This is a genomic window from Kaistia defluvii, from assembly GCF_026343955.1.
GTDB classification, from domain to species: Bacteria; Pseudomonadota; Alphaproteobacteria; order Rhizobiales; family Kaistiaceae; genus Kaistia; species Kaistia defluvii.
The window spans coordinates 407,149-433,477 of record NZ_JAPKNI010000004.1; the positions used below are offsets into that span (position 1 = coordinate 407,149).

Consider the following 26,329-nt stretch of genomic DNA (forward strand, 5'->3'; position numbering starts at 1 on the left):
GAACGGTTGCGCCTTCCACCACCACCATGGCGCAAAGCGGAATATAGCATGAACATGCCTGCCTGCGCGAGCCGGAATGATCGGTGGTTTCGACCATCCGGCTCGTAGCGATGGGAAAGGCAGCGCTCACGCGCTGCCGGTCCCGAAGCGATAGACCGGGATGCCCATCTTGCGGGCCTTGTCGGCCAGGTTGTCCTGAATGCCCGTGCCGGGGAAGATGATGACCCCGATCGGCATGATGCTAAGCATCTGATCATTGCGCTTGAACGGCGCCGCCTTGGCGTGTTTCGCCCAATCGGGTTTGAAGGCGACCTGCGCGACTTTGCGATTGTTGGCCCAGGTGGCCGCGATGCGTTCCGCGCCCTTGGGCGATCCGCCGTGCATCAGCACCATGTCCGGGTGCTTGGCGTGGACTTGATCCAGCTTGGCCCAGATCGTCCGGTGATCGGTGGTGTCACCGCCTGAAAAGGCGATCTTCGGTCCGGCGGGCAACAGCACCTCGTTGTCGGCCCGGCGTTTGGCGGCGATGAAGTCGCGGCTGTCGATCACGGCCGAGGTCATCTGGCGATGGTTGACCCGTGAACCGGAGCGTTGCGACCAGGGCGTTCCGGTGGTGCGCAGATAGATGCCGGCGGCGGCATCGCGGAAGGTTTCCATGCTGTCACGGCGCTCGATCAGGCTTTGGCCCGCGCCGATCAGGGTTTCGAGCTGGACGGATTTGACCTCGCTGCCATCCTGTTCACGCTGAAGGCGCTTCTGTGCCTGCTCGTTATCGTCGAGTTTGGTCTCGATCCGCTCGACAGCGCGGTGGAAGGTGTTGACGGTGGACCAGAGGATCTCGTCGAGGTCGAAATCGAGGCTGGTGTCGGCCATGGTGGAAATCAGGGCGTCGAAGATGTCGGAGACTGCGCCCTGGATGACGTGATCTTCGGGTGTGATCCGGGGATCGGCTTCGTCTTCCGAGGGACGGTAGCCGTAGAGCTCGAGTTCTTCGATGGCATGGCCGGTCGGGGACGTGCTGTGATCGGGTTCGAAATCGTCGTGCGCGTACATGGGATGCTTCCGTCAGTTGGACCGCGACCGTCGCGGCCTTCATGGCGACGAAAGCCCACGGGCGCTCAGGTCTGGCAGCGCGAGCCTCTGGCGAGGGCCTTGATGGCAAAGCCCGGCTGATTTGTTTCGCGCTGTAAAGGCGGGCTTGCCCGCCGACGGAAATCAGTCGGGCGCCGCCATTGCCTGACCGGAGCGTTTGTGGGCCGATCGCCCTCTCAGAAGGCCAAGGCGCGGTCCTCTACTGATGACAGGATGCAGCCTATGCGCATGACAGGATCGGAATGGCCCGATCATGGCCCCGTACCGGCTATGCACTTGAAGCCATGAAGCGGCTGACGTCCTCGGGAGCGATTTGCACCCGGATCTCTGCCCGAACGGCATCCAGCCCGTGAGTTGTGAGATCTTCGTTGAAGTCCCCCATCATGGGTGAGAGCGTGATGGCCTCGATCCCGGCATCAACCGCCCGGTCCACCAGGCTATCGCGAGCGCTGTCACCTGCCGGATCGTTGTCGCGGACGATATAGAGCCTGCGCAGGTGCGGCGGGAACAGGATGGCAGCGAGATGCCCGGCCGAGAGTGCGGAAACCATCGGCATGGTGGGCAGAGCCTGACGCAGCGACAGGATGGTTTCGATACCTTCCCCCGCTGCCATGACATCCCTCACGCACCCGAAACGAACCGCATGTCCGAGCAGGTCGCCCATTGCCTTCCTCGGCGGATCGACAGGTGCCTTGCCGGAACCGTCAGGGGCCAGCCATGTGCGGTGCGCACCGGTGATCCTGCCATCGAGGTCGGTGACGGCGGCGATCATGGCGGGCCATGTTTCGGTCGTGCCATCGTCCTCGGGCCGCCAGTAGCAGTTGGGATGGAAGCGCAGATTTGCGGTTTGGCGTAAATCCGTAATGCCGCGTCCGCGTAAATACGCTTCTGCGGTACTGCCGATCAGCGGCTGCGTCATGCGCCAGAGGCGGCGTGCTGCCTCGGATGATCCCGATGGTGCTGGCGTTCTGGACTGACGGGATGGTGGCTGCGGTTCAGGATGCGGCAGGCTGAGGAAGCGCCGGGCCTCTTCGGCAACATCTGCGAAGTCGATCAGGCCGAGCGAGTCCCGGATCACGTCCAGCAGATCGCCATATTCACCCGTGGCCGAGTCCTGCCATTTGCCGGCAATGCCTTTCACGCTGTCGTGCAACCGGACGAACATGGAGCGGCCAGCCGTGTTTCGGACATCGCCGACCTGCCAGTAATTGCCCTGCTTGCGACCATTCGACAGATAGTGCCTGCACACCGCCTCGGCCTGTCGGCCGAGACGCTGCGCGAGTTCGGAAGCGTTGAGACGCGCCATTATGCGGCCTCCCGCTCACCAATGCGCAGGGCCGGGAAGCGGTCAAGCAGTTTGCCGATGATTGCCGGTCCCGTTGCATCGACTGGCACGAAGAAGCGCAGTTTCCACGAGATGATCTCGCTGAAGAGGCCATAGGCCCGCAACCGGTCACGCATTGCATCGGTGAAGCCGGTCAGTTCGATCCGGTTGGCGCCCATGACGCGGACGCGGCGCATTTGCAGCCCTTCGGCAAGATCGAGAATCGTGCGACCTTCGATCAGCGCGGCATAGGCGGTATCCGGTGACAGGTTGCTGGTAACGCCGCTGGTCGAGGCATTGGTGGCCCAGGCCGGCGATACCCGACGACCGATGATGCGTTCGCCCTCGTCGGTCTGGAGCCGATAGACGCGGGAGGATTCCTGCGGCAGGCGTTTCCAGATCGGCAGCAAGAGCCCCGTCACCATATGCAGGATATTATCGGTGAACTCCGGCACCTCGGCCAGTTCCGCCTTCCAGCCTGAGCTGAAGGCGGCACGGTCGGCCTCGATCCAGTGGGTCTCATTCATCGCCCGCACCGGAATGTTCATCGCCTCCATCGGCCGGATCAGTCGGACGCGCCGTTCGATCTCGCCATCATCCAGCATGACGCTGGTGGTCGGGATCTGCATGGCGGCACGACCGGATCGCTCGTTGATGAGCAGTTTGGCACGCGGATCATCTAGTTCCGCCAGGGCTGCATCGAGCGTGACCGGCTGATTTCGCTTGCGCTCGGTGAGGGTCAGGAGCCGGGTTTCCGCGCCTGTGCCCGGATGGGTGTGGATGACCTGCCGGTCGGTGGCGATGAAGCTTTCGGCCTTCAGCGTCTCCAGCCCCATGTCATAGGTGCCAGATGCAATGGCCCCGTCGATACGCGCCTGCAGAAGCTGCTCAAAGGCCGAGAACAGGATGCCCTGCAATTCGATGGTCAGCGCCAGCAGGCGGTTGAGGAAGGTGGTGATCGGCGGGAGGTCGTCCTTCACACCATTGCTGTCCATCAATTTCAGGCCGGTGGCGGATTCAAACCGCTCCAGCGAGCAGCCATCGACCTTGCCGCGCACGATCAGCAGATAGAGCTGGCGCAACGCATCGCGGGCATAGGCGGATTCCAGATTGTCCTCGGGACGGAACAGGCCCTGACCGCCGGTCTGGCGCTGGCCGCGTGTGATCGCGCCCAGCGTGTCGAGGCGGCGGGCGATGGTCGAGAGGAAGCGCTTCTCCGCTTTCACATCGGTGGCAATCGGCCGGAACAGCGGCGGCTGCGCCTGGTTCGTTCGATTGGTGCGGCCCAGCCCCTGAATGGCGGCATCGGCCTTCCAGCCCGGTTCCAGCAGGTAATGCACGCGCAGCCGCTGGTTTTTTGCCGAAAGTTCGGCGTGATAGCTGCGCCCCGTGCCACCGGCATCCGAGAAGACCAGAATGCGCTTCTGGTCATCCATGAAGGCCGAAGTCTCGGCAAAGTTGGCAGAAGGCGCACGCTTCTCGACCGCAAGACGTGCCGATGCCCCGTCACCCTTGCGCACGATCCGGCGCGAGCGGCCCGTGACCTCCGCCACCATATCCGTGCCAAAACGCTGGACGATCTGGTCGAGCGCCCCCGGCACAGGTGGAAGCGAACCGAGTTGCTCCAGCATCTCGTTGCGCCGCGCTACGGCCTCGCGGCATTCCACCGGCTGACCCTCGCGGAAGACGGGACGTGACGAGAGGTTGCCCTCGCCATCGCTGTACGGCTCATAGAGTTGCACCGGGAAGGAATGCTGCAAATACGAGCCGACATACTCCCTCGGCGTAACATCGACGGAAATATCGTTCCATTCCTCTGTCGGGATCTCGGAAAGCCGGCGTTCCATCAGGGCTTCGCCGGTCGAGACGATCTGGATGACGGCGGCATGGCCCGCGTCCAGATCGGCCTCGATGGAGCGGATCAGGGTCGGGGTCTTCATGGAGGTCAGCAGATGGCCGAAGAAGCGCTGCTTGGTGCTTTCAAAGGCCGAACGGGCGGCGGATTTGGCCTGCCGGTTCAGCGTCGCTCCCCCAGAGTCTGGGCTGCCGGTGATATTGGCGGCTTCCATGGCCGCGTCCAGATTCCCATGAATGACGGCGAAGGCGGCAGCATATGAGTCGTAGATGTGCCGCTGTTCATCCGTGAGCTGATGCTCGATCAGTTCATATTCGACGCCATCATAGGACAGCGAGCGGGCGGTGTAGAGGCCAAGGGAACGCAGGTCGCGGGCCAGCACTTCCATGGCTGCAACGCCGCCGGCTTCGATCGCCTCGACGAATTCGGCACGGGTCTGGAATGGAAAATCCTCACCGCCCCAGAGGCCGAGGCGCTGCGCATAGGCGAGGTTGTGAACTGTGGTGGCGCCGGTTGCAGAGACATAGACCACGCGGGCATCGGGCAGCGCGTGCTGGAGCCGCAGGCCCGCCCGTCCCTGCTGCGAGGCGGCAACATCGCCGCGTTCACCTTTTCCGCCACCGGCATTCTGCATGGAATGGCTCTCGTCGAATATAATGGCTCCATCGAAATCGGACCCCAACCATTTGACGATCTGCTTGACGCGCGAAACCTTCTCGCCCCGGTCGTCGGAGCGTAGCGTGGCATAGGTGGTAAAAAGGATGCCCTCCGACAGCGTGATCGGCTTGCCCTGCGGAAAGCGTGACAGAGGCGTGACAAGCAACTGTTCCATGCCAAGCGCCGACCAGTCGCGCTGCGCGTCCTCGATCAGCTTGTCGGATTTGGAGATCCAGATCGCCTTGCGCCGACCGCGCAGCCAGTTGTCGAGAATGATGGCGGCGGACTGGCGGCCCTTGCCAGCGCCGGTTCCGTCACCGAGCATGAAACCCCGGCGGAAACGGATCGATCCGGCAGCATCCTCGGGCGCGGCGCTCACATTGTCGAAATGCTCGTCCACGGTCCATTCGCCGGCGAGATGATCGGCATGGGCTTCACCAGCATAGATCACCGTTTCAAGCTGGGCGTCCGACAGACGCGCGCAGATGTCAGCGGGCAGCATGGGCCGATAGGAAGGCTTCGGCGGTGCGACCGAGGCCATGGCGGCGGATTGCACCAGCCTGGTCGGATGCGGCTGCGCACCAGCAATGCGTAGCGATTGCAGCGCATATTCCTCATAGATGGCGTCGGACAGGCGAGCGCCTTCCGGTGGCGTCCAGTCCACGGTTTCATAGGCGAGTTCGACGCCCTCGGGATCGTTGGCGGGAGCTGCGGCAGGCCGCACAGCCGTCGCGCGGGCCAGATAGCCCCGCACGGTTTTCGGCGCAGTGGTCGAAGCGGGCACCACGATCTTCGGGAATGATACCGGCAAACGCTGCGGGACATGCGCCTCGATCCATCCGATCAGCGTGGCTACATCGGGGGCGATGCCCGGTGAGGCCGGAAAACTCGCCGGATCGTCGGCGGGCAGTCTGTCGATCACGGTCAGCCGCGTGTCGATCGTGGTGCCGTGCTTTGAATAGACCACACCATCGACGGCGGCGGTAAACACCACGCGGCCACGCGCCTGCAAGCGGATGAAGGCGTCCCGCCATGCCGGAGCCTCGGGGCCAAAGCCAGCGCCGGTGATCGTCACCAACCGGCCGCCCGGAGCAAGACGGGCAAGCGCCGAGGCGACATGACGGTATGCCGCATCGGAGGCACGACCGCTAACATTGGCCATGACCGAGAATGGCGGGTTCATCAGCACCACCGACGGGACCGCATCCGGGGCGAGATGATCGTCGATCTGGGCGGCGTCGAACCGGGTGACGGCAAAGGCCGCAAAGAGCGAGGACAGAATATCTGCGCGGGTATCGGCAAGTTCATTGAGGATCAGCGAACCGCCGATGGTCTGCGCCAGGATTGCCAGAAGGCCGGTGCCTGCCGATGGTTCCAGCACCCTGTCATCAGGCGTGATTGCGGCAGCCGTCAGAGCGGCAAGGCCGAGCGGGATCGGCGTCGAAAATTGCTGGAAGCTCTGGCTTTCCTCGGAACGCCGGGTCTGCGTGGGCAATAGTCCGGCGATCTTTGCCAGCACGGAAATCCGTGCAGCCGGAGACGCAGCTTTACGGAAAAGCGCCTTTCCGTATTTGCGCAGGAAGAGAACTGTGGCGACTTCGCACGCCTCATAGGCCAGCTTCCAGTCCCAGACGCCAGTAGCGTCGGATGCGTCGAATGCGGTTTCCATCGCACCGCGCAATGTGGTGGCATCGACGCGCTGACCGCGTTCGAGATGGGGGAGCAGAAGATTGGCCGCAGCCAGGATCGCGGGCGCAGCCGCCAGCGGCGTGGCCGGATCGGTCACGGGGAAAACCATGTTCATGTCGGGAACCTCAGGAGAGCGGGAAGGACAAGTCCGGACAGCGCTCTCTCTCGACCACCCGGACCTGACCCTTTCCGGCCCACCTCTCACTCTCATAGCGCAGCATGAAAAAAGCGCCCCGACCGGACGGCGGGGCGCTAGTCAGTGTCTTCCCGGGATCATCCGAAGCGGCGACCAGCTTCGGTGAAGGTGTATTCATTGGCGGCGATGGTTTCATCGACCACTTCGTCCGAGGACAGATGCTCATATTCGCGTTCAAGCTGGCGGTAGAGCCAACGCGCGAGATCGCGCAGTGCCTCGATGATCGTCTCCTCGGCATCGGCGGTCATGTCCTGCCAGGTCGGGCTGTCGCGCTCCACCGAGATCGACATGCAGTATTCGTGATAATAATGGCCACGATGGCTGGCATCCGCGCGAAGCTGATAAAAGTTGCGGCGCTGGATCGCCTGAAGGGTGTCAGCGATGCGATGCAGTTCGGTGTCCTGCGGGGCATATTCCCGGATCAGGTGGTGCGCATGTTTGCGGAAGGAATACTTGGATTCAAAGCAGGCACCGTCCCCCTGCGAAGAAAAGCCCCGGAACCAGATGCAGGGGTCTTGCCGTGTGCCGCCGCCCATCAACCGGACGGTGCGGGTCTTGAGGTTCAGCCCGAGGATTTCGGCGATGCGCTGGAAATCCTCATAGACGGCGTCGTACCAGTCATAGTCGAAGCCTCCCTCACGATACCAGGCACGGGCCTTGTCCTTCGCAGCATCGGACAATTCGCCCAAGCGATAGACAGTGGTTTCGATGATCTCAGGCATAGGGATCTCTCCCTTCGAGAACCGAGGAAAGCCAGCCGTCGGTATAGATCCAGTCCACCGTTTCGCCGGTGGCGAGATCGAGAACATGCGCCCCGCCGCCAAACGCGTCGATGCGCGGTTTCGAGCAGCTATTTGCGTACTGGAAACCCCACAATCCACTCAGGCCAAATTCGGCAGCGCAGCGTTTGACGAATTGGATGACATGCTCAGGGTCACCCGTGACATCATCGCGCATCCAGAGTTGCGTACCGCCATGCTCTGGCTGGATGGAGAGCAGGAAGCCATCCGAGGGCGGATCTTCGGCGGCATTGTCATCCGCCAGAGCGTTGTAGAGATTGAGCGCGCGGGCAGCGTTTTCGGGGGTGCCTACGTCGAGGAGGCAGGAAAAGTGCGTGTAATAGTCGGCCATGACGGTCTCCGGACATGACATGGCCCGGCGTATGGCCGAGCCGAATGGAATGGAAAGGGTGAAGCTCAGGCGGCCTGCGGCAGGCGGAGCAGATCAGCCGCGGCATCGCGCCAGAAGGGATCGACTAGCCGGGCTTCCAGTGCAGCGGCACGGTAACGCAGCCGTCTCGCATCACCGGGGTCCAAGGCCCGGAATGCAATACCGCGCAGGCGGCTGGCCTCGGTCACGATCCTCCGTGCCTCGGCATCGCATGCGACGGGCTGTTGCCAGAGGATAATGCCGGCGCGGATTTCACCGGCGAGGACCAGGCGCTGATCTCGGTCCTGAATGAGCATGATGCGCGGCTGAAAATACGGGAAGCTGTCCGGCCCCGTGCAAATATCACCGCGCGCGACGCGCAAGGCTGCGGCCTGGATGGCCTCTTCCGGTGACGGGCATTCCCCAAGCGGGATCACGCGGTCAATGCTGTTCGCCGCGTCTGTGGCGTCATACCTGGCCACGCCGAGGCAAGAGATGCGCAGCGGCAGCTTTTGCGCTCGATAAAGCGCGGGCAGAACATCGACAGCCAGAATCTGACCGATGGAACGGAATGTGTCAGAACGGGCAAAGGTCATCGGGATGACTCCATGACGGGCGCCGGTGAGCCTCTCTCTCCGACCCTCAACCCGTCACGGCCGAATGGCCCGCACTCTTCCTCTCTGACCGGGGGCACCCGGGTTCCGCTGCCGGCGATGGGGATCATCGTAAGGCTGAAGGCCCGAAGCGCGGGCTGCCGCGCTCGGGCCGTCGGCGGTGAGGCGCTTTCGCGCCTTACTCCCACGGGTCCAGCTCCAGCTTCACCATGTCGTCGTCGCCGTCGAACTCGGCGGCGGGGCAAGCGGCGTGGGTGCCGTCTCCGGCCTGAAACACAACGATCGAAACCATCAGCGTGGCGGCGAGGCTGGCGGCGAAGGCGGTGGCATCTGCATAGGACATGGGTTCCGGCTCCTGTCTTTGGAGGCGGGGGACCATCCCCCGCGCTGACCAAGCGCCCGAAGTGTCTGACCGGATCTGCAATCACCCGAGGGCGTTCGGACTTTTTCCGAATCCCCGAGGGCGGCACGCAAAGCGTCAAGCCGACCCCTCCGGGGTTGAGTGTCCAAGAGACGGATCAGACCAAGGTTTGCGAATGGAAGCGGGGGATGGTGCTGTGTCTCTGACAGGATGCCGGATACCCGTCGCAGATGCTCTGCCGCGCCAGCCTTGCCACCTTGCTGGCATCAGGATCATGTTCCCTTCAGGCCAGAGATGGCTGCCGCTTGTCCTGATGGGGATGGCGGATTGCATGGTGAAGCCGGATTGGACCCGTCCGGTGCAGAGCTCCCATCCTCACGGCCAGGCACCCTGCGATCGGGTCTTCAGCGCCAAAGCCCATCGGCGATTTCTCGGGCGATCATCGCGCGCGCCTTCATTATAAGGTCGTCGCCTGAGGTATCGATATGACCGAAGAAACGGGCACGAGCACCATGAGCTGTCCACTCGGCGTAGCGGCAATACTCACGGGCATCGAGCCGGAACACCCGCATGTCTTCGGCCCAATGGGGCTTTGGCTCGACGACAACAGTGATGCCATCGCGGATTTCGGTCCACGGTAAGGTTCGATCCGACGGGGGATGTTCGCGGTCTTCCAGAAAAATCTGATCGATGTCGATGCTGATCGGCATGGAGGCTCTCCAAAGAAAAAGCCCGATCACGAGGACCGGGCGAGTTACGGAAACGGGGCGGTTGGAACGAGGCGACCGAAGCCGCCCCGCATGAGCGCTATTCTGCGGCGACCATATGCTGATCTTCCTCGTCGTCAGCCGGGTCGTCCTCGCCATCGCCGGAAAGGAAATCGGGCAGATCGTCGGCTTCCGCCGCAGCGCCCGATGCCGGATCGACTTCGATACCGTCGTCCACCATGCGCAGGGGCTCGGGCAGCCAGCCGGTCTCCGCCAGCAGGCGTTCGGCCTCCTTGGCCATGTCGCCTTTCTTGAGGTGCCCGATCAGATCGGCGGCCCGATCACCGGCTCCTTCGCGCACGGCCTCAAGGATACGCGGCTTGGTCACGCGGCCGAGATAATTGCCAACTGTCGGCTGCCAGCCCACGGCCACCATGTCGAGGCCGGTCGAACGGGCCAGCCGGTCAGCTTGTGACAAGCGGATGTCCAGCCCGTGCTGACTGACGCCCGTGCCGCTGTAAGGGTTCGGCTTCTCGTAGAGCGCGTTGACACCGAAGCTGACGCAATGGGCGAGCAACTCCATGCGCGAACTATCATCCAGATCGCTCAGCCAATCCCAGAGGGCGGCATCATCTGCCGGGACATGATCGCCCCAGAGTTCGTGCCGGTCTGCAATGGATTTGGCCGAGGCGCTGTCGCGCAGATCCTCTGCTTGTGCGGGCAGATGAACCTCCCGGACCTGTGCTTCCAAGCAACCCTTGCCGGAATGCGGCATGAAGCAATCCATGACCAGCCGGTGCAGCAATGCCGTCATGGCGACATGCGGGTTCACCGCCACCGCATCCCGCAGCGCCAGCGTGCGATGCGCGGTCAATTCGCTGACCAGACGATCGGGCAGCGGCTTGATGGTGTCGGCCTCGTCTTCCTCCTCCGTTTCGACCGGCTGGACGCCCAGCGTGATAACCGCACGCATGCGGCTTGCCTCCGGTTCTGCCCGCTGGATCACCTCGCCGGTTTCCGGGTCAACGATCTCAGCCTCCGGTTCCGCAGGCGTTTCATCCTCGGCGCGAACATAGCCGCGTTCGATCAGCAATGCGCCGTCGGCGTCGATGCTGATGAAGACACCTGCCATGCCGATCTGGTCAGGCTCGAAGGTCATCGGACGGCGCTCGAAGGCTTCCAGCGCCTGTTCGATCTCACCCAGGCGGGCGTCGATCTCGTCAGGCAGCTCATCAGCCTCGCCATATTCGGCTTCAAGCCGGTCATATTCGTCACGCAGTGCCTCGCGGGTTGCGCGTTCCTCTTCGCTCAGATCGACCGTGGTGCCGACAATCTGGCGAAGGCCATGATCGCGACCGTAAGGAAAGGTGATGGCGACCTCGATCCACTTCCAGCCCTCGGCGGCGATGGCTTCGGCCTCGGCCTTCAGCTTTTCGCCCACCAGCCGGTCGAGCAGCACCGGATCTTGCAGCCATCCACCATCGTCCTGCTGAAAGAGATCACGCAGCACGCAGCCTCCAGCCTCTTCATAGGCATCGATACCAACGAACACCGCTCGTTTGTCGGCGGCGCGGACCGTGGTTTCGGTCAGCAAGCGCCGGATGTGGTAAGGTTCCTTCTGCCAGCCATCCTTGATCGCTTCCCAGACCTGCTCCTGACGGGTATGGTCAGAACTGACGCTGAAGGCCATGAGCTGTTCCAGCGTCATGCCGTCCTCGGCATAGACGTCGAGCAAGGCCGGTGCGACCGAAACCAGACGCAGGCGCTGCTTCACCACCTTGGCATCCACAAAGAAGGCGGCGGCGATGGCTTCCTCGGTCATGCCCTTTTCGCGCATGGCCTGGAAAGCGCGGAACTGGTCGAGCGGATGCAGCGGTGCGCGCTCGATGTTCTCGGCGAGCGAAACCTCGTCGATCAGCACATCGGCGCTGGCCTCCGACACGACGCACGGAACCGGCGCGATTTTGGCGAGGCGCTTCTGCTTGACCAGCAGTTCCAGCGCGCGGAAGCGGCGACCACCGGCGGGCACCTCGAACATGCCGGTTTCCTTACCCTCGGCATCCACGACCGGGCGGACATGCAGGGACTGGATCAGGCCGCGACGGGCGATGGACTCGGCCAGTTCCTCGACCGAGATCCCGGCCTTGACGCGCCGGACGTTGGACTGGCTGAGCACCAGCTTGTTGAAGGGAATGTCGCGCGAGGACGACAGGGTGATCTTCTGAACGGCAGTGGCCATGTCAGTTACTCCATGACGGACGCCGGTGAGCCTCTCTCTCCGGCTATCAGCCCGTCACGAAGCGAAGCGCCACCCTCTTCCTCTGAAGAGAGCGACGCCAGCCGCAAAACCTGAAACCCGGAAATCAGGCACTCCGGTTTTCTGTATCGGCGGATGTACGGGAAAAGCCTGCGCCGACTCGGTAGAGCAGACGTTCAGCGGTGCGGATGCTGCCGGTCTCACGGGCGGCTTCCGCCCAAACAGAGATCGGGAAATCGCCGGTGAACAGCAGATCGCGCTCGATCCCCATGCCGAAGGGCAGCCGGACTGACTGCATCTCGCCAAGGCTCCACGACCCCAGGTCGGGATAGCCGAGATCGGCCAGGCCAAACATGATGTCGCCATCCTCATCCAGTTCGGTGGCGAGCCAGACGCCTTCACCGAGAGGGTTGAAGAACTTCACGACGGGGATGTGATCCTGATCGCGCTGGCGACCATTGGCCAGCAGGCGGTTACGCTGTGTGCCGGTCAGGAGGATCATGCCGCAGCCCTCCGATCGGTTACGCTGGCATCCGGCTCCACGGTGTCCTCGGCCGGCAGATGCGACAGCAGCCAGTCAGCCGCCTTGCTGGCCTGCGAGGCCGCGCGGACAATGGCGCGGGAATCCTCGCGCATGACCTCCAGCCACGACCCGATGTAATCGGCATGGCGAACGGTCGGCACGATCCCGAGCGCGGCGCAACTGAAGGCCGCGGTCTGTTCGGCAATCATTTCCTCGAAGGCGTATTTCTTCGAGCCGAACGAGCCGGTCAGATCGCGGTTGAGACGGCTATGATGGCCGCTGGCGTGCCCCAGCTCGTGCAGGGCCGTTCTGTGCCAGTTGATCGGCTCGAAATAGGCTTGCGGAGGCGGCACCTGCACATAGTCGATCGACGGCATATAGAAGGCGCGATTGCCACCGATACGGAAGTCAATGCCGGTGGCCCGGATCAGCGCCTCGACCCGAGGTTCGATCAGGCCCGGCGGCGGTGGCGGCGCGACTGCCGTGATCTCATCGGGTAGGCCATCGCATTGCGCGGCGTTAAAGACCGTGAACCGCTTCAGGAACGGAATGGCATGCGCATCCTCACCCGTTTCGCGGGCGCGGCGCTTTTCGTCCTCGGGGGTGAAACGGTCGGCATAAACGACGGTGGTGCCACGCTCACCCTTCCTGACATTTCCGCCAAGCGAAAGCGCCTGGCGGAAAGTCAGCCACGCCTGACCGGGGAATCCGTGCTGGATGACCGCTCCCCAGAGAATGAGAATATTGATGCCGGAATAGGACCGGCCGGTTGAAGCATTTCTCGGCAGGCCCAGCGGGGCGGTATCGGGCGATGCACTCCAAGGCTGGACCCAGGGCAGACGCCCTTGCTCCAACTCGGCGATGATCTTGCTAGTGATGTCGTCGTAAAGGCTGCTGCGAGCGCCACCGTCAGCGGGGCTGCGATCGTGTCTGGCCATCGGGGTGATCTCCGCGACGGACACCGGAAGCCTCTCTCCCAGCCCTAAACCCGTCACGGAAAACCCGTCCGCACTCTCACTCTGAAGGGGGCGTTGCGGGGTCTCCCCGCAGAAGGGCTAGGCAGAGACCAAGGCTCGGCCGCAGGGGAAGGCTTCCCCCTATCCGGACTTCCTTGAAAACTGTCAGAAACTTGCGTATATTTCCGACAGGAGAAAGACGATGACACGGCTGACCGAACAAATTCTGGCCCATGCGACGGGACTGCCCGAAGGCGTCCCCGTATCCGCCAAGGGCCTGCTCCACCTTGGAAACCGGGCGGCCGTGGATCAGGCATTGTCGCGTCTGTCTGAGCGCGGGCAGCTCATCCGCGCCGGTCGTGGCGTCTATCTGCGCCCCATCACCAGTCGGTTTGGCACGCGCGCACCGTCGGTCGAGCAGGCTGTCGAGGCCCTCGCTACCCAAAAGGGGGAGATCATCGTCTCGAACGGCGCCGCCGCGGCGAACGCGCTTGGCTTGACGACGCAGGTGCCCGTCCGCTCGGTCTATCTGACCTCCGGACGCAGCCGAAAGATGCACCTCGGCAAGCAGGTCGTCGAATTGCGGCACGCGCCGCGCTGGCAACTGGCCTTGGCCAAACGCCCCGCAGGGGAGGCCGTGCGGGCGCTGGCTTGGCTCGGCCCCGAAAGGGCGGAGGCCGCGCTCACGACATTGAAACGGAAGATGCCGCCCGGCGTGTTCGGCGAACTGGTCGCCGCCGCGCCGCAGTTTCCGACATGGCTCGCACAGAGCGTCGGAAAGGCGGCCTATGGCTGACGTCTTTCTTCAGCTTTCGGCCGGGGATCGGCGTGATGCACTGGGCGTCGCTGCCGACCGTTCGGGTCGCCCCACCCATCTTCTCGAAAAGGATGTGTGGGTGGTGTGGGCGCTGGCGACCCTCTACGCGGCACCGCTCGGCGAGCATCTGGTGTTCAAGGGCGGCACGTCGCTGTCGAAAGCCTATCAGGTCATTCGCCGGTTTTCGGAGGATGTGGATCTGACCTACGACATTCGGGCGATCGCGCCCGATCTGGTCGGGGACAATGGCGAGGGCTTGCCGAAAACCCGCAGCGAGGAAAAGCGCTGGTCCAGCGAGGTCCGCCGGCGTTTGCCGGCCTGGGTCGCAGAGACGGTGCAGCCGGTAATCGCGAAGGCCCTGGCCGCTGAAGGGCTGGCGGCGGCCGTCCGCGTCGAGGATGAGAAGCTCTTCATCGACTATGAGGCGACCGCAGCCGGGTCCGGCTATGTGGCTCCAAGCGTCATGCTGGAGTTCGGCGCGCGCTCGACGGGCGAACCCGCGAGCTTGCGCGACGTCGTCTGCGACGCGGCCGGCCTGATCGAGGGGCTGCTCTTCCCGACTGCGCGGCCGCGCGTCATGCACGCGGAGCGGACGTTCTGGGAGAAGGCGACCGCCATCCAGGTCTTCTGCATCCAGGAGCGGCTGCGCGGCGACCGCTTCGCGCGACATTGGCACGATGTTGTCCGACTGGACGAAGCCGGCTTCGCGGAAGCCGCTTTTGCCGATCGCGACCTGGCCAACGCTGTCGCCCGGCACAAGTCGATGTTCTTCGCAGAGAAGGCCGCCGACCGCACGCCGATCGACTATGCAACGGCTGTCAGCGGCGGCTTGCAACTCGTGCCGGTCGGCGATGGCGCGAAGGCGTTGGAGGATGACTATGCCCGCATGGTTGAGGATGGACTGCTCTTCGACGACGAGGAGCCGTTCGAAGCGCTCATGGCGCAGTGCGCTGATATAGCCGCGCGCGCGAACAAAGCAGCCAAGTAAGAAACTGAGAGGACCGGGGGTATATGAGCGAAGTCGAAGAAGAGCGAAAATTCCAGTTTCTGCGGGACGGCGATGCCGAGCCATCTGAACTGGACTGGAACAAGGGGATCGAGAGCGCCCGCAAGGCGATTTCCGAGGCCATGAACGCCAAGAATATCGCATTTCTGCTCGGCGCCGGATGTTCTTCGCTGATGAAGGGCAAAAAGGAACTCGGCATTGCGACCATGGCGCCGCTGGCCAAGGAGTTTTGCGGCGAAACCATCGAAGCACGCGCGGCGGGATTCTACAGCGATCCGCCAACAGCCGGCGCTGCACCGGCGCCGTGGCGGCTGACCAAGGACGAACTCGACTATCTCGACGCGCTCGGGGTCGACCTGGCGAAGGATTACAGCCGTAACCTGGAACGCTTGATGGAGGTGCTGTTCGCGCAACGGTTCGTGCTGCGCCAGAGCGAGAATCCCGATCTTCACCCCTATCGCGCTGTTCTCGACGGCATCATCAAGAAGGTCCAGGACTTCCTATGGACCCGTGTCACCCAAGGGGCCTTCGCCACGGAGGGCGACACGACCGTGCGCGACCTCTACGAGCGATTCTACAAGAAACTGGTCCTACGCGATCGGTCCTTGCCCCGGCCATGGGTGTTCACGACCAACTACGATCATTTCAGCGAATTGGCGATGGATCGCCTGGGTATTCCCTATGCCAACGGTTTTTCCGGCGTCGTGGAACGCCGCTTCAACCCGGCGATCTTCCGCTATGCCCTGGCCGAGCAGCTCGACGTCGCCAGCCGCAAGTGGACCGCCGTCGACGCCTTCGTCTATCTCTGCAAATTGCATGGTTCGGTCACTTGGACCGAGGACGATCATGGCCTCTTCCCGATCAAGGAGGTCTGGCCGCCGGAATCCACGAACCAGATGCTGATCTATCCGACGCCGGCGAAGCAGAACTCTTCGCTCGGCTCGCCCTACGCAGACCTGTTCCGGGAGTTTCAGTCCCGGATCGTGCGCGAGCAGAGCGTTCTCATCACGGCCGGCTACGCCTTCGGCGACGAGCACCTGAACAACATCATCTATCAGGCTCTGACGATCCCGACCTTCCGCTTGGTGATCTTTGCGGCGCCCGACACGGAGGGAGAGATCGCCAAGCTGCGGGCGCTGCGCGATCCGCGCATTTGGATCATTGGAGGCAATGGCCCTGCCGACGGGACGAGGGCGCACTACTTCGACATGATCGTCGAGCATTTCATGCCCCAGCGCCCCAGCGACAGGATTGATGATGCCGTCCGCAAGGTGTTGTCGGAGCTGGCGCCGAAAAGGGACGACGAGACGAAGGATGGAGAGGCATGAGCCACGACGATCGCAAGCGGGCGATCGGCAAGGTGGTCTCGGTCGCGGCCGACCGCTTTGTCGTCGAGATGCACGTCGGCACCGACAACTTCACGGTCGTCGGCTTCGACGACGTGCATTATGTGGCGCGGCTGGGATCATTCCTGATGATTCCGTCGCAGTCGGAATATGTCGTGGTCGAGGTTGTCGGCCTGCGTGAGCGCGACGCGAGCACGCCTTCCGAGCGGGGCGATTTCGACCGGGCCGGCTCCTCGAAATATCTGGACGTGGTGCCCGTCGGCATGTTGCCGATGCGCGGTGGCGCGTTCCGCTTCGGTGTGTCGGTTTTCCCGTCTCTGTATGCGGACGCACTCTATGCGCTGGATGGCGAGCTCGATCGCATCTTTGAGACCGAGGCCGCCGTCGAGCCGTCAGTCGGCCCGGATGGCGGCGCCTGCCAACCCGAAGGGGCCACGCGCTATCGGGTTCTACCGATCGGCAAGTCGGTGGTGTTCGAGGACTACGACGTCAAAGTTCGTCTGAACGAGTTCTTCGGCGGTCATGTCGCCGTCCTGGGCAATACCGGCAGCGGCAAATCCTGCACGGTCGCCTCGGTCTTGCAGTCCCTTTTCTGCAAGCCGAAGGAGCATCACGCCCGCGGCGCGACCTTCATCGTCTTCGACGTCAACGGCGAGTATCACGCCGCTCTGAGCGCTTCCGCGAAGGTGGGAGCGATCGGAGTCGAGCGTGTCGTCCTCGACGGTACGGCAGCGGGCTTCCGCTTGCCGCACTGGTTTCTGGAACTGGCGGAATGGGAGCTGTTGCTGCAAGCCAGCGAGCGCACCCAGGTGCCCATCCTGCGCATGGCGCTCGGGCTCTCGACCTTGTTCTCAAATGCGGGGGCCGCAGAACTCAACAGCGTCCGCAATCACATCCTCGCCAAGTGCATCACCCAGATTATGCGCGACGACTCGTCGAGCCCGTCCAAGCATGATCGGATCATTGGCATCCTTCAGCGCTTCAGCACGAACGAGATCAACGCGGAAAAAATCCGGCCATATATTGCGATCAACTTTGGCCAAATGGCCAACCCTGCGGGTCTGGATGCTTATCTGGTTGGCCCGAACGGTTTCGAGTTGGAGGATTTGAAGCTTCCAGCCTATCAAAACCTGCCATTCGACTTTGCGGCACTCGGCGATGCAATAGACCTCGCCATCCTGTATGCGGAGGCGCACGGTAATCGGCAAATCCGAGACTACTGCTCCCAGATGGTGACGCGCTTCCAGGCACTGGAAGATCGCCCTGAGTATGAATTCCTCCGACATGAGGCGGGCGGCGCAGCCGCCGACAATGGAGAGCTGAAGTTTCTCACTCGGCTGGTCGGCCTGAACGGCAAGGGAACCGGCCACACCAAAGCCAATCAGATCATCATCATCGACATGAATGACGTCGAGGACGAGGTGGTCGAACTGGTTAGCGCCGTGATCGCGCGGATGCTGTTTCGCCTGCTCCGGCGCGCCGATCCGCGCAATCGCTTTCCGATCCATCTTCTGCTGGAAGAAGCGCACCGCTACATCTCGGCGACGCCATCCCGCTATGCAGTGGACGCGACCAAGATATTCGAGCGCATCGCCAAGGAAGGACGCAAATACGGCATGTTCGTGCTCTTGGCATCACAACGCCCTAGTGAGCTGTCCAAGACGGTTCTCAGCCAGTGCTCCAATTTCCTGGTTCACCGCATCCAGAACCCCGACGATCTTTCTCAGATTCGGCAGATGACGCCGTTCATCTCGGATTCGGTCCTGAAACGGTTACCGTCATTGCCTCGGCAGCACGCGCTGGTGTTCGGAACCTCGGTCAATCTCCCGACGACATTCAAGGTGCGGGAGGCATCACCGCGGCCGCGCAGCGACGACACCGCCGTGGTCGATTTGTGGTTCCACGAAGAAGGTCGAGCCGCCGGCATTCGACTCGCTCCGGTCGATACTGCTGGAGGGGAGCCAATGGCAGCAAACGAAGCGTCAGACGATGACATCTTCTGACCATCTGGAGACCCTGGCGCAGACGCTGGAGGCCACGGGAGACTACCGGGTCGTCCGGCGTCTCAAGCCGCGCCTCGCATCGTTCCTCCGCCAGGCACGCCGCTGCGCCTTGGCCTGGTGGTTGATGGGGAGACCACGGGGCTTGACCATCAGCGCGACGAGATCATCGAACTCGCCATGACACCATTCAACTATGGCTTGGATGGCACCATTTTCAGCGTGGGTGACAGCTTCCAAGGGCTGCGTCAGCCGAGCGAGCCTATCGCCCCGGAAATCACCGCGATCACGGGCATCACCAACGAGATGGTGGCCGGCCAGATTATTGATCCCGCAGCGGTAGCCACATTCGCAGCGCCGGCTTCGCTCGTCATCGCGCACAACGCGGCATTCGACCGCCGCTTCCTTGAACGATTCAGCGACGTGTTCTCGACGAAGCCGTGGGCATGCTCGCTCAGCCAGATCGATTGGGCAGCGGAGGGGTTCGAGGGCACGAAACTCGCCTATCTCGCTCAGGCCGCCGGCTTCTTCTACGACCGCCACCGCGCGATGTACGACTGTCTTGCTACGGTCGAGTTGCTGGCAATGTGGCTGCCCCGATCTGGCGCTACAGGTCTCAGCCGTCTCCTGGACGGCGCCCGTGCCGTTTTTTGGCGAATCTGGGCGGAGAACGCACCCTTTGACCTCAAGGATGTCCTCAAAGCGCGGGGATACCGCTGGAACGGCGATCCCGGCCCGCAGCCGCGCGCATGGTATATTGACGTTCCCGAGGCTCAGCTCGAGGCCGAGCTACGGTTCTTGAGAACGGAAATCTATCGGTATGAGGTCGATCCCCCGGTTCGGCGGATCGATGCCTATGATCGGTTTTCAGACCGGATCTGAGTACCGTCGAAGGCCGGGCTATTGCATGCCCTCCGGCACTTGCGGGCACTTCTTGGCAAGCGTGGCGCAGACGAACCTGTGCCGTTTCGTCATGTCGGCGCGCTTTTCCACTATGTGGTGCCTAGCGGTCATGGTTCTTGCAGCTGGCATCCTGCAACGCGTGGTTCTGGAGGCGGAAGCGGATTTCCTTCGAGATCCTCGCCTTGCCGGTCACCGTCTTGAATGTCCGGCGCAGGTCCTTGCCTCAAATTTAGCAAGGAAGACGTCCACGAAACATCGGGCTATTCACCTTCCAGCCTCACGGAGCGACGCAGCAATATCGCTGATCGAGCGAAACAGGACCAGTCCATCATCTCTGGCAGGCTCAAATCCTCGGCGCCGCCAGAATTCGGCAGCCTCCCCGTCGACGGCGTTGACCATCAATGCCCGCCCACCAATCAGCGACGCGGCTTGAACGCAGCGTTGAAGGGCGTGCTTCACAAGGCCAGTCCCGATGCCCAACCCGGCCGAGCCGACATCGGTCGCGAGCTGGCCAAGCAGCATGCAGGGAATTGGATTAGGCGGCTGCCCCGTCCGGATGGAGCGCGGTAGCACCGATGGCACAACGGCTGTTGGTGCAAGGCCGTAGTATCCCACCACACGCCCTGCCTCATGCACGACGAGAACGGCGGTAAAGCCCTTCTGCTGATTGGAGAGCGCGCGGGTTTTCAGCCAGTGGTCGAGCGTCGGCTTGCCACAGGAAAACTGGGAAACATCGTGGGCGGCGGAAAGCAGCTCGGGTCCTGAAAGCAGCAAGGGATTACCGCTTCGCCGCGTAGCCGGGCTCCCACGGCGCAGGCCGCTTCAGCACTTCAACCATCTCCGGAACAGGAGCGGCCGGGCGCGACAGCACATCCATGAACTGAGCAAAGCCTTCCGAGCTCATCCGGATCAGGCCCTGCTCCATGACGACCTCCTCGGCCGCGCGCACAGCGGCATCTCGCACGAAATCGGTGCGCGAGCGGCCGCGCAGGCTGGCGGCGCGATCGATCATGGCAACATCCGCTTCGGGCAGACGCATCGAGATCGGATATTCCTTGCGTTCGGCAGTGTTGCCCATGGCGAGTCTCCTTAGTCGGAAGATAGCGCCTTGTATCTCTAATTACAATACGATAAAGTCTCATTTGCAAGCAACAGCTTCCGAGGGACCAGCAACGAGGCAAAAGATGACGGCGACATCGAGCGATTCCGACAGGTCATTTTACTCTGCCATGGCACGCCATGTTACGCCGCCGCACGCCATAACGCGCATTGGCACACTGAACGCCGCCAAATGTTCGCCCGCAAATTTCGTTGCTAATGCCGGGCATGGGACGAATGCTGTCAGTTATGACCTTGCGAGCCCCACAAAACACAGCAAAGATGACAGTAGCCGAGCGCGAAGCGCTGCTCGAATCTTTGCTGCTGGACGCGCCGGAGTTGACGTTTACGCCGTGCGGCAGTCCCGACCCTCGCCTTCTGCGTCTGGTCGGCATCCTGGCAAAGCAGGCGGCACGGGAATGCTTTGCAGAGGAAGTGAAGTTGTCCAGGCAAAGGAGGAAGCGCACCTCCTGATGCGGATGGGAGCAATGTTTTGAAAGTCGCGATCTACGCCCGTTATTCTTCTGACAATCAACGCGACGCTTCCATCGCCGACCAGCTTCGCATGTGCCGCCTCCATGCCGAAAAGCAGGGCTGGCACGTCATCGAAGAATATACGGACCACGCGATTTCAGGAGCATCCCTGATCCGTCCGGGCATCCAGGCCCTGATGACCGACGCCATGAGCGGCCGGTTCGACGTGATCCTCTCTGAGGCGATGGATCGCCTCTCGCGTGATCAGGAAGACATCGCCGGCATCTTCAAACGCATGTCCTATGCGGATGTGAAGATGTTCACCTTGTCTGAAGGCGAGGTCAGCCATCTGCATGTCGGTCTGAAGGGCACGATGAATGCCCTCTTCCTTAAAGATCTTGCTGACAAGACCCGCCGCGGCCAGCGCGGCCGTGTCGAGGCTGGCAAATCGGGTGGCGGCAATTCCTATGGCTACGATGTGGTCAAGAAGCTGGACGCCAATGGCGAACCCATTCGCGGCGACCGCACCATCAACGAAGACCAGGCCGCCGTCGTTCTCCGCATCTTCCGCGACTACGCCGCCGGTAAGTCGGCAAAGACCATCGCTTTTGCACTGAACAAGGACGGCATTCCGGCCCCTTCGGGCGGCGACTGGGGTTTCAGCACGATCAACGGCAACCCGAAGCGTGGCAACGGCATCCTCAATAATGAGATGTATGTCGGCAAGATCGTCTGGAACCGCCAGCGCTTCGTAAAGGACCCGAACACCGGAAAGCGGCAGGCGCGCCCCAACCCGGAATCGGAATGGGTCATCCAGGAGACGCCAGAGCTCCGGATCCTCGACGACGATCTCTGGAATGCTGTGAAGGCACGGCAGGAGAAGAACAAGCTCACCCGCGACGATAACGGCAACACAGATGTCCGCACCGTCAATCACCGGCGGCGTCCCAAATACCTCTTCTCGGGCCTAACCAAATGTTCATGCTGTGGTGGCGGGTACTCCGCGATCTCGGCAACGCTGATCGGATGCTCGACAGCTCGCAACAAAGGCACCTGCGACAACCGGGTCAATATCCGCCGCGACGAGTTGGAATCGCGCGTGCTGAATGCGCTGCGCACCCGACTCGTTGACCCTGAGCTGTTTGCCCATTTCTGCGAGGTATTCACGCAAGAGATGAACCGCCTGCGGATGGAAGGCCGCGCCGGTATTGCCTCAGCCGAAGCCGAGATCGCGAAGATTGATCGGGAACTGACGAAGCTGCTGACTGCAATTAAATCCGGCGGGCCGATTGAAGCGATCGTGGAAGACATGAAGCAGCTTGAAGCCCGTAAGGTGGAACTGAAGCACTTCCTCGCCGAAGCGGAGGAGCCGCCGCCCCTGCTCCACCCGAGCATGGCGCTGCAATATCGCAAGCGCATCCAGCAGCTCTACGAATCGCTTCAGGATGAAGAAGAGGGCAAGCGGGTAGAGGCAGCCGACACAATTCGCTCGTTGGTGGATCAGATCGTGCTGACGCCTGTTGAGGGCAAGGTGGAGATCGACGTTCAAGGCGATCTTGCTGGAATCCTTACTATTTCCACGCAAAGCAAAAACCCCGCAGCGGGCGCTACGGGGTTGCAAGTAAAGATGGTTGCGGGGGCAGGATCTAATCTTCACTTGCGCCCCGAGCAAGTAAAGATGGTTGCGGGGACCAGATTTGAACTGATGACCTTCAGGTTATGAGCCTGACGAGCTACCGGGCTGCTCCACCCCGCGTCAAGCGCGGCGACTGACGTCGTCGCGCAGTGGTGATATAGACGGACACCCCTCGCTTGTGAACCCCGGCTAAACAACTATTCGCCGTCGTCCACAGGCTCGCCGGTGCCTCCTGCCGATCAGGCCGGCAGGTTCAGGCGGATGTGCAGTTCGCGCAGCGCCTTCGGCGTCGGATCGCTCGGTGCGCCCATCAGCAGGTCTTCCGCCTGCTGGTTCATCGGGAACAGCGTGATCTCGCGCAGGTTCTGCGCGCCGCAGAGCAGCATGACGATGCGGTCGACGCCGGCGGCCATGCCGCCATGCGGCGGCGCGCCATACTGGAACGCACGGTAGAGACCGCCGAAATCGCGCTCGACGTCCTCCTTCGAACGGCCGACCAGCTCGAACGCCTTGACCATCGTCTCGGGCAGCTGGTTGCGGATCGAACCCGAGGCGATCTCGAAGCCGTTGCAGACGGCGTCATACTGATACGCCTTGATCGTCAGCGGATCCTGGTTGTTCAGCGCGTCGATCCCGCCCTGCGGCATCGAGAAGGGGTTGTGGGCGAAATCGAGCGTCTTCGTCTCCTCGTCCCATTCATAGAACGGGAAATCGACGATCCAGCAGAGCTCGAACCGGTCCTTGTCGACGAGGTTCAGGTCGGTGCCGACGCGCGTGCGCGCATCGCCGGCGAACTTGTAGAACTTCGCGGGGTCGCCGGCGACGAAGAAGACGGCGTCGCCATCCTCCAGGCCGAGCTGCTGGCGTACCGCCTCGGTGCGATCCGGACCGATGTTCTTGGCGACGGGACCGGCCCCCTCAAGCGTGCCGTTCTCGGTGCGCCAGAAGATGTAGCCGAGGCCCGGCTGGCCCTGCTGCTGCGCCCACGAGTTCATCCGGTCGCAGAAAGCACGGCTACCGCCGGTCTTGGCCGGGATCGCCCATACCTCGGCCTTGGGATCCGCCTCGAGCATGCGGGCGAACACCTTGAAGCCCGAGCCGGCGAAATGCTCGCTCACAGCCTGCATCTCGATCGGGTTGCGCAGGTCGGGCTTGTCCGAACCATAGGTGCGGATCGCCGTGTCATAGGGAATGCGGCGGAACTTCTGACTGACGGGCTTGCCGTCGGCGAACTTCTCGAAGATGCCGCGCAGCACCGGCTCCATCGTGTCCCAGACGTCTTCCTGGGTGACGAAGCTCATCTCGAGGTCGAGCTGGTAGAACTCGCCCGGCAGGCGGTCGGCGCGAGGATCCTCGTCGCGGAAGCAGGGCGCGATCTGGAAGTAGCGGTCGAAGCCGGCCATCATCAAGAGCTGCTTGAACTGCTGCGGCGCCTGGGGGAGCGCGTAGAACTTGCCGGGATGGATGCGCGACGGCACGAGGAAGTCGCGCGCGCCTTCCGGCGACGACGCGGTCAGGATCGGCGTCGTATATTCGTGGAAGCCGATCTCGGTCATGCGTTCGCGCATGGTGGCGATGATCTGGGTGCGCTTGACGATGTTGGCGTGCAGCGTCTCGCGACGCAGATCCAGGAAACGGTACTTGAGGCGGATGTCCTCGGGATATTCCGGCTCGCCGAACACCGGCAGCGGCAATTCCCTGGCTGCGCCCAGCACCTCGATGTCCTGCGCAAACACTTCGATCTGTCCGGTCGACAGGTTGGCGTTGACCGTCTCGGCCGTGCGCTGCTTCACCAGGCCGTCGATCTTGATGCACCACTCGGAGCGAACCGCCTCCGCCACCTTGAAGGCGGGCGAGTCCGGATCGCAGACGATCTGCGTCAGGCCGTAATGGTCGCGCAGATCGATGAACAGTAGGCCGCCATGATCTCGCACGCGATGAACCCAGCCCGAGAGACGGACGGTCTCGCCCGCATGGGTCTCGCGGAGTTGTCCGCAGGTATGGGTGCGATAGCGATGCATGGTGCTGGAATCCGGTTTGGTCTGGCGTCGACAGGGCGAACGGACAAGCCCCCGGAAGCGGAGGGAATATCGCATACGCGCGCGGAAAGACGCATGTGGGTCCCGCTTTGTCAAGAACCGGCCCCCGCGCGGGCCTCCCTTGCAATCCTGAAAGGGTCGCCTATCTAAGTCTCATCCCAGCCACTGAAACGGGCCGCGCGCCGAAAGGCGCCGCAGTTCGAACGATCGGGTCAGGACGGATGTACTCCGGCCCCATCGGTTGGCACGCGACGTACTAGTCGTCGCGCGCCATGGCGGGATGTTGGATTGCCCAGGCCCGAAGTCGATGCATGAGGCGCTTTCTCCTGGCGCCCGCGTCGCCGGAGCCTGGGCTCTCTCCGTTTGGGAAGCTCACCTCCCCCCGCGACAAGCCGCCCGGCCTGCGCTATTAGAAGCTTCATGACCGATATCATTACGACAACTGAAGCCCTCGCCGCTGCCTGCGATCGCCTCGCGAAGTTCGAATTCGTCACCGTCGACACGGAGTTCATGCGCGAGACCACCTATTGGCCGAAGCTCTGCATCATCCAGATCGCGAGCACGGACGAAGCGGTGGTCATCGACGCCGAAGCTCCCGGCCTGGATCTCGCCCCCTTCTTCGCCCTGATGGCGAACGAGGCCGTGGTGAAGGTTTTCCACGCCGCGCGGCAAGACATCGAAATCGTCTGGCATCTGGGCGGCATCCTTCCGCATCCGATCTTCGACACCCAGGTCGCCGCCATGGTGTGCGGCTTTGGCGAATCGATCAGCTATGACCAGCTCGTCGGACGCATCACCGGCCACCCGATCGACAAGTCGTCGCGCTTCACCGACTGGAGCCGCCGCCCGCTGACACCGCAGCAGGTCGAGTACGCCATCGCCGACGTCACGCATCTGCGCGATGTCTACAAGGCGCTGAAGGAAAAGCTCGACAAGGAAAACCGCAACGACTGGGTTGCGGAGGAAATGAATGTCTTGACCTCGGTCGACACCTATCAGGTGGATCCGGCCAATGTCTGGAAGCGCCTCAAGATGCGCATCAAGAAGCCTCTGCAACTGGCCGTGCTGATGGAAGTCGCCGCCTGGCGCGAACGCGAGGCGCAGGCCCGCGACGTGCCGCGCGGCCGCATCCTGAAGGACGACGCGATCTACGAGATCGCCGAGCAGCACCCCACCACCGCCGAGGCCCTGGCGCGCCTGCGCACCATTCCGCGGGGCTTCGAGCGTTCGCGCACGGCCGAGGACATCCTCGCCGCCGTCAAGAAGGCTGTCGACCTGCCCAAGGACAAGCTGCCCAAGGTTCCCAAGGTCAAGCCGGCCTCGGATGGCAATGGCGCGGCCGTGGACCTGCTGAAGGTGCTGCTGAAGATGACCAGCGAGGAGCATGGCGTCGCGGCGCGGGTGATCGCAACGGTAGACGATCTGGAAGCCATCGCCGGCGACAACAATGCCGACGTCCCGCCGCTGCATGGCTGGCGTCGCGAGTTGTTCGGCGAGCAGGCGCTCAAGCTGAAGCGCGGCGATATCTCGCTGCGTCTCGACGGCCGCCGCGTCACGATCGTCGGCGACGCGCCCAAGCCGGCCATCGAAGCCGCCTGACGACATCCCAAGGATTCGGAATTTTCAAAGC

Annotated in this window: 21 protein-coding genes, 1 tRNA gene and 2 pseudogenes; 8 read left to right on the forward strand and 16 right to left on the reverse strand. The window is 62.8% G+C overall.

Annotated features, from left to right (window positions below; genetic code table 11):
* Positions 1-126: 126 nt before the first annotated feature.
* The 11 genes from OSH10_RS12845 to OSH10_RS12895 form a co-directional block, all read right to left on the reverse strand.
* Complete coding sequence (locus OSH10_RS12845; protein ID WP_266332151.1) at positions 127-1,053, reverse strand: DUF2493 domain-containing protein; 927 nt, start codon at positions 1,051-1,053, stop codon at positions 127-129.
* A 307-nt stretch (positions 1,054-1,360) separates the two neighbouring features.
* A complete protein-coding gene (locus OSH10_RS12850; protein WP_266332152.1) occupies positions 1,361-2,398 on the reverse strand; it encodes a DUF7146 domain-containing protein in 1,038 nt (345 codons plus the stop codon).
* Positions 2,398-6,732, reverse strand: coding sequence for a strawberry notch-like NTP hydrolase domain-containing protein (locus OSH10_RS12855; RefSeq protein ID WP_266332153.1), 4,335 nt, complete (start codon positions 6,730-6,732; stop codon positions 2,398-2,400). Before OSH10_RS12855 ends, OSH10_RS12850 begins: the two co-directional genes overlap by 1 nt.
* Before the next feature lie 158 nt (positions 6,733-6,890).
* Positions 6,891-7,535, reverse strand: a complete 645-nt coding sequence (locus OSH10_RS12860; protein ID WP_266332154.1) for an antitoxin of toxin-antitoxin stability system — start codon at positions 7,533-7,535, stop codon at positions 6,891-6,893.
* The gene (locus OSH10_RS12865) at positions 7,528-7,944 is read right to left on the reverse strand and encodes a hypothetical protein (protein WP_266332155.1); all 417 of its coding nucleotides are present in this window, start codon (positions 7,942-7,944) and stop codon (positions 7,528-7,530) included. The genes OSH10_RS12860 and OSH10_RS12865 overlap by 8 nt, the downstream gene beginning before the upstream one ends.
* Positions 7,945-8,009: 65 nt before the next feature.
* Positions 8,010-8,558 (reverse strand): hypothetical protein, encoded by a 549-nt coding sequence (locus OSH10_RS12870; RefSeq protein ID WP_266332156.1) that lies wholly within the window; start codon positions 8,556-8,558, stop codon positions 8,010-8,012.
* A 196-nt stretch (positions 8,559-8,754) separates the two neighbouring features.
* Positions 8,755-8,919: a hypothetical protein gene (locus OSH10_RS12875; protein ID WP_009450567.1), complete on the reverse strand. Its 165-nt coding sequence runs from the start codon at positions 8,917-8,919 to the stop codon at positions 8,755-8,757.
* 422 nt (positions 8,920-9,341) lie between these two features.
* Positions 9,342-9,647: a hypothetical protein gene (locus OSH10_RS12880; RefSeq protein WP_266332158.1), complete on the reverse strand. Its 306-nt coding sequence runs from the start codon at positions 9,645-9,647 to the stop codon at positions 9,342-9,344.
* Between the two features lie 97 nt (positions 9,648-9,744).
* Entirely contained in the window at positions 9,745-11,883 is a 2,139-nt protein-coding gene (locus OSH10_RS12885; protein ID WP_266332159.1) for a ParB/RepB/Spo0J family partition protein, read from the reverse strand.
* Between the two features lie 124 nt (positions 11,884-12,007).
* A complete protein-coding gene (locus OSH10_RS12890; RefSeq protein WP_266332160.1) occupies positions 12,008-12,403 on the reverse strand; it encodes a DUF2958 domain-containing protein in 396 nt (131 codons plus the stop codon).
* Positions 12,400-13,362, reverse strand: a complete 963-nt coding sequence (locus OSH10_RS12895; RefSeq protein WP_266332379.1) for an ArdC family protein — start codon at positions 13,360-13,362, stop codon at positions 12,400-12,402. The genes OSH10_RS12890 and OSH10_RS12895 overlap by 4 nt, the downstream gene beginning before the upstream one ends.
* Positions 13,363-13,582: 220 nt before the next feature.
* On the opposite strand from OSH10_RS12895, the gene OSH10_RS12900 reads away from it, so the two are divergent.
* The 5 genes and pseudogenes from OSH10_RS12900 (at position 13,583) to OSH10_RS12920 (ending at position 19,431) form a co-directional block, all read left to right on the forward strand.
* Complete coding sequence (locus tag OSH10_RS12900; RefSeq protein WP_266332161.1) at positions 13,583-14,176, forward strand: DUF6088 family protein; 594 nt, start codon at positions 13,583-13,585, stop codon at positions 14,174-14,176.
* Entirely contained in the window at positions 14,169-15,185 is a 1,017-nt protein-coding gene (locus OSH10_RS12905; RefSeq protein WP_266332162.1) for a nucleotidyl transferase AbiEii/AbiGii toxin family protein, read from the forward strand. The genes OSH10_RS12900 and OSH10_RS12905 overlap by 8 nt, the downstream gene beginning before the upstream one ends.
* A 224-nt stretch (positions 15,186-15,409) precedes the next feature.
* Complete coding sequence (locus tag OSH10_RS12910; RefSeq protein ID WP_266332163.1) at positions 15,410-16,531, forward strand: SIR2 family protein; 1,122 nt, start codon at positions 15,410-15,412, stop codon at positions 16,529-16,531.
* Positions 16,528-18,552 (forward strand): ATP-binding protein, encoded by a 2,025-nt coding sequence (locus tag OSH10_RS12915; protein WP_266332164.1) that lies wholly within the window; start codon positions 16,528-16,530, stop codon positions 18,550-18,552. The genes OSH10_RS12910 and OSH10_RS12915 overlap by 4 nt, the downstream gene beginning before the upstream one ends.
* Positions 18,539-19,431: pseudogene (locus OSH10_RS12920) on the forward strand (3'-5' exonuclease). Before OSH10_RS12915 ends, OSH10_RS12920 begins: the two are co-directional and overlap by 14 nt.
* A 285-nt stretch (positions 19,432-19,716) precedes the next feature.
* On the opposite strand, the gene OSH10_RS12925 reads toward OSH10_RS12920, so the two are convergent.
* Both OSH10_RS12925 and OSH10_RS12930 read right to left on the reverse strand, forming a co-directional pair.
* A complete protein-coding gene (locus OSH10_RS12925) occupies positions 19,717-20,226 on the reverse strand; it encodes a GNAT family N-acetyltransferase (protein ID WP_151664539.1) in 510 nt (169 codons plus the stop codon).
* A gap of 4 nt (positions 20,227-20,230) precedes the next feature.
* Positions 20,231-20,530 (reverse strand): type II toxin-antitoxin system TacA family antitoxin, encoded by a 300-nt coding sequence (locus OSH10_RS12930; RefSeq protein ID WP_151664540.1) that lies wholly within the window; start codon positions 20,528-20,530, stop codon positions 20,231-20,233.
* A 302-nt stretch (positions 20,531-20,832) separates the two neighbouring features.
* Here OSH10_RS12930 and OSH10_RS12935 point away from each other — a divergent pair, with 302 nt between their 5' ends.
* Entirely contained in the window at positions 20,833-21,024 is a 192-nt protein-coding gene (locus OSH10_RS12935) for a hypothetical protein (protein WP_148207751.1), read from the forward strand.
* Positions 21,025-21,043: 19 nt separating this feature from the next.
* Positions 21,044-22,129 (forward strand): annotated as a pseudogene (locus OSH10_RS12940) (recombinase family protein); the annotation flags it as partial.
* Between the two features lie 108 nt (positions 22,130-22,237).
* Here the strand turns inward: OSH10_RS12940 and OSH10_RS12945 are convergent.
* The 3 genes from OSH10_RS12945 to aspS all read right to left on the reverse strand — a co-directional run bounded on the left by OSH10_RS12945 (position 22,238) and on the right by aspS (position 24,681).
* Positions 22,238-22,573: a hypothetical protein gene (locus OSH10_RS12945; protein WP_266332167.1), complete on the reverse strand. Its 336-nt coding sequence runs from the start codon at positions 22,571-22,573 to the stop codon at positions 22,238-22,240.
* Positions 22,574-22,703: 130 nt separating this feature from the next.
* Positions 22,704-22,780, reverse strand: a tRNA-Met gene (locus OSH10_RS12950).
* Between the two features lie 119 nt (positions 22,781-22,899).
* Entirely contained in the window at positions 22,900-24,681 is a 1,782-nt protein-coding gene (gene aspS, locus OSH10_RS12955) for an aspartate--tRNA ligase (RefSeq protein WP_266332168.1), read from the reverse strand.
* A 438-nt stretch (positions 24,682-25,119) separates the two neighbouring features.
* Between aspS and rnd the strand changes: the two genes are divergently transcribed.
* The gene (gene rnd / locus OSH10_RS12960; protein WP_266332169.1) at positions 25,120-26,298 is read left to right on the forward strand and encodes a ribonuclease D; all 1,179 of its coding nucleotides are present in this window, start codon (positions 25,120-25,122) and stop codon (positions 26,296-26,298) included.
* The last annotated feature ends 31 nt before the right edge of the window (positions 26,299-26,329 follow it).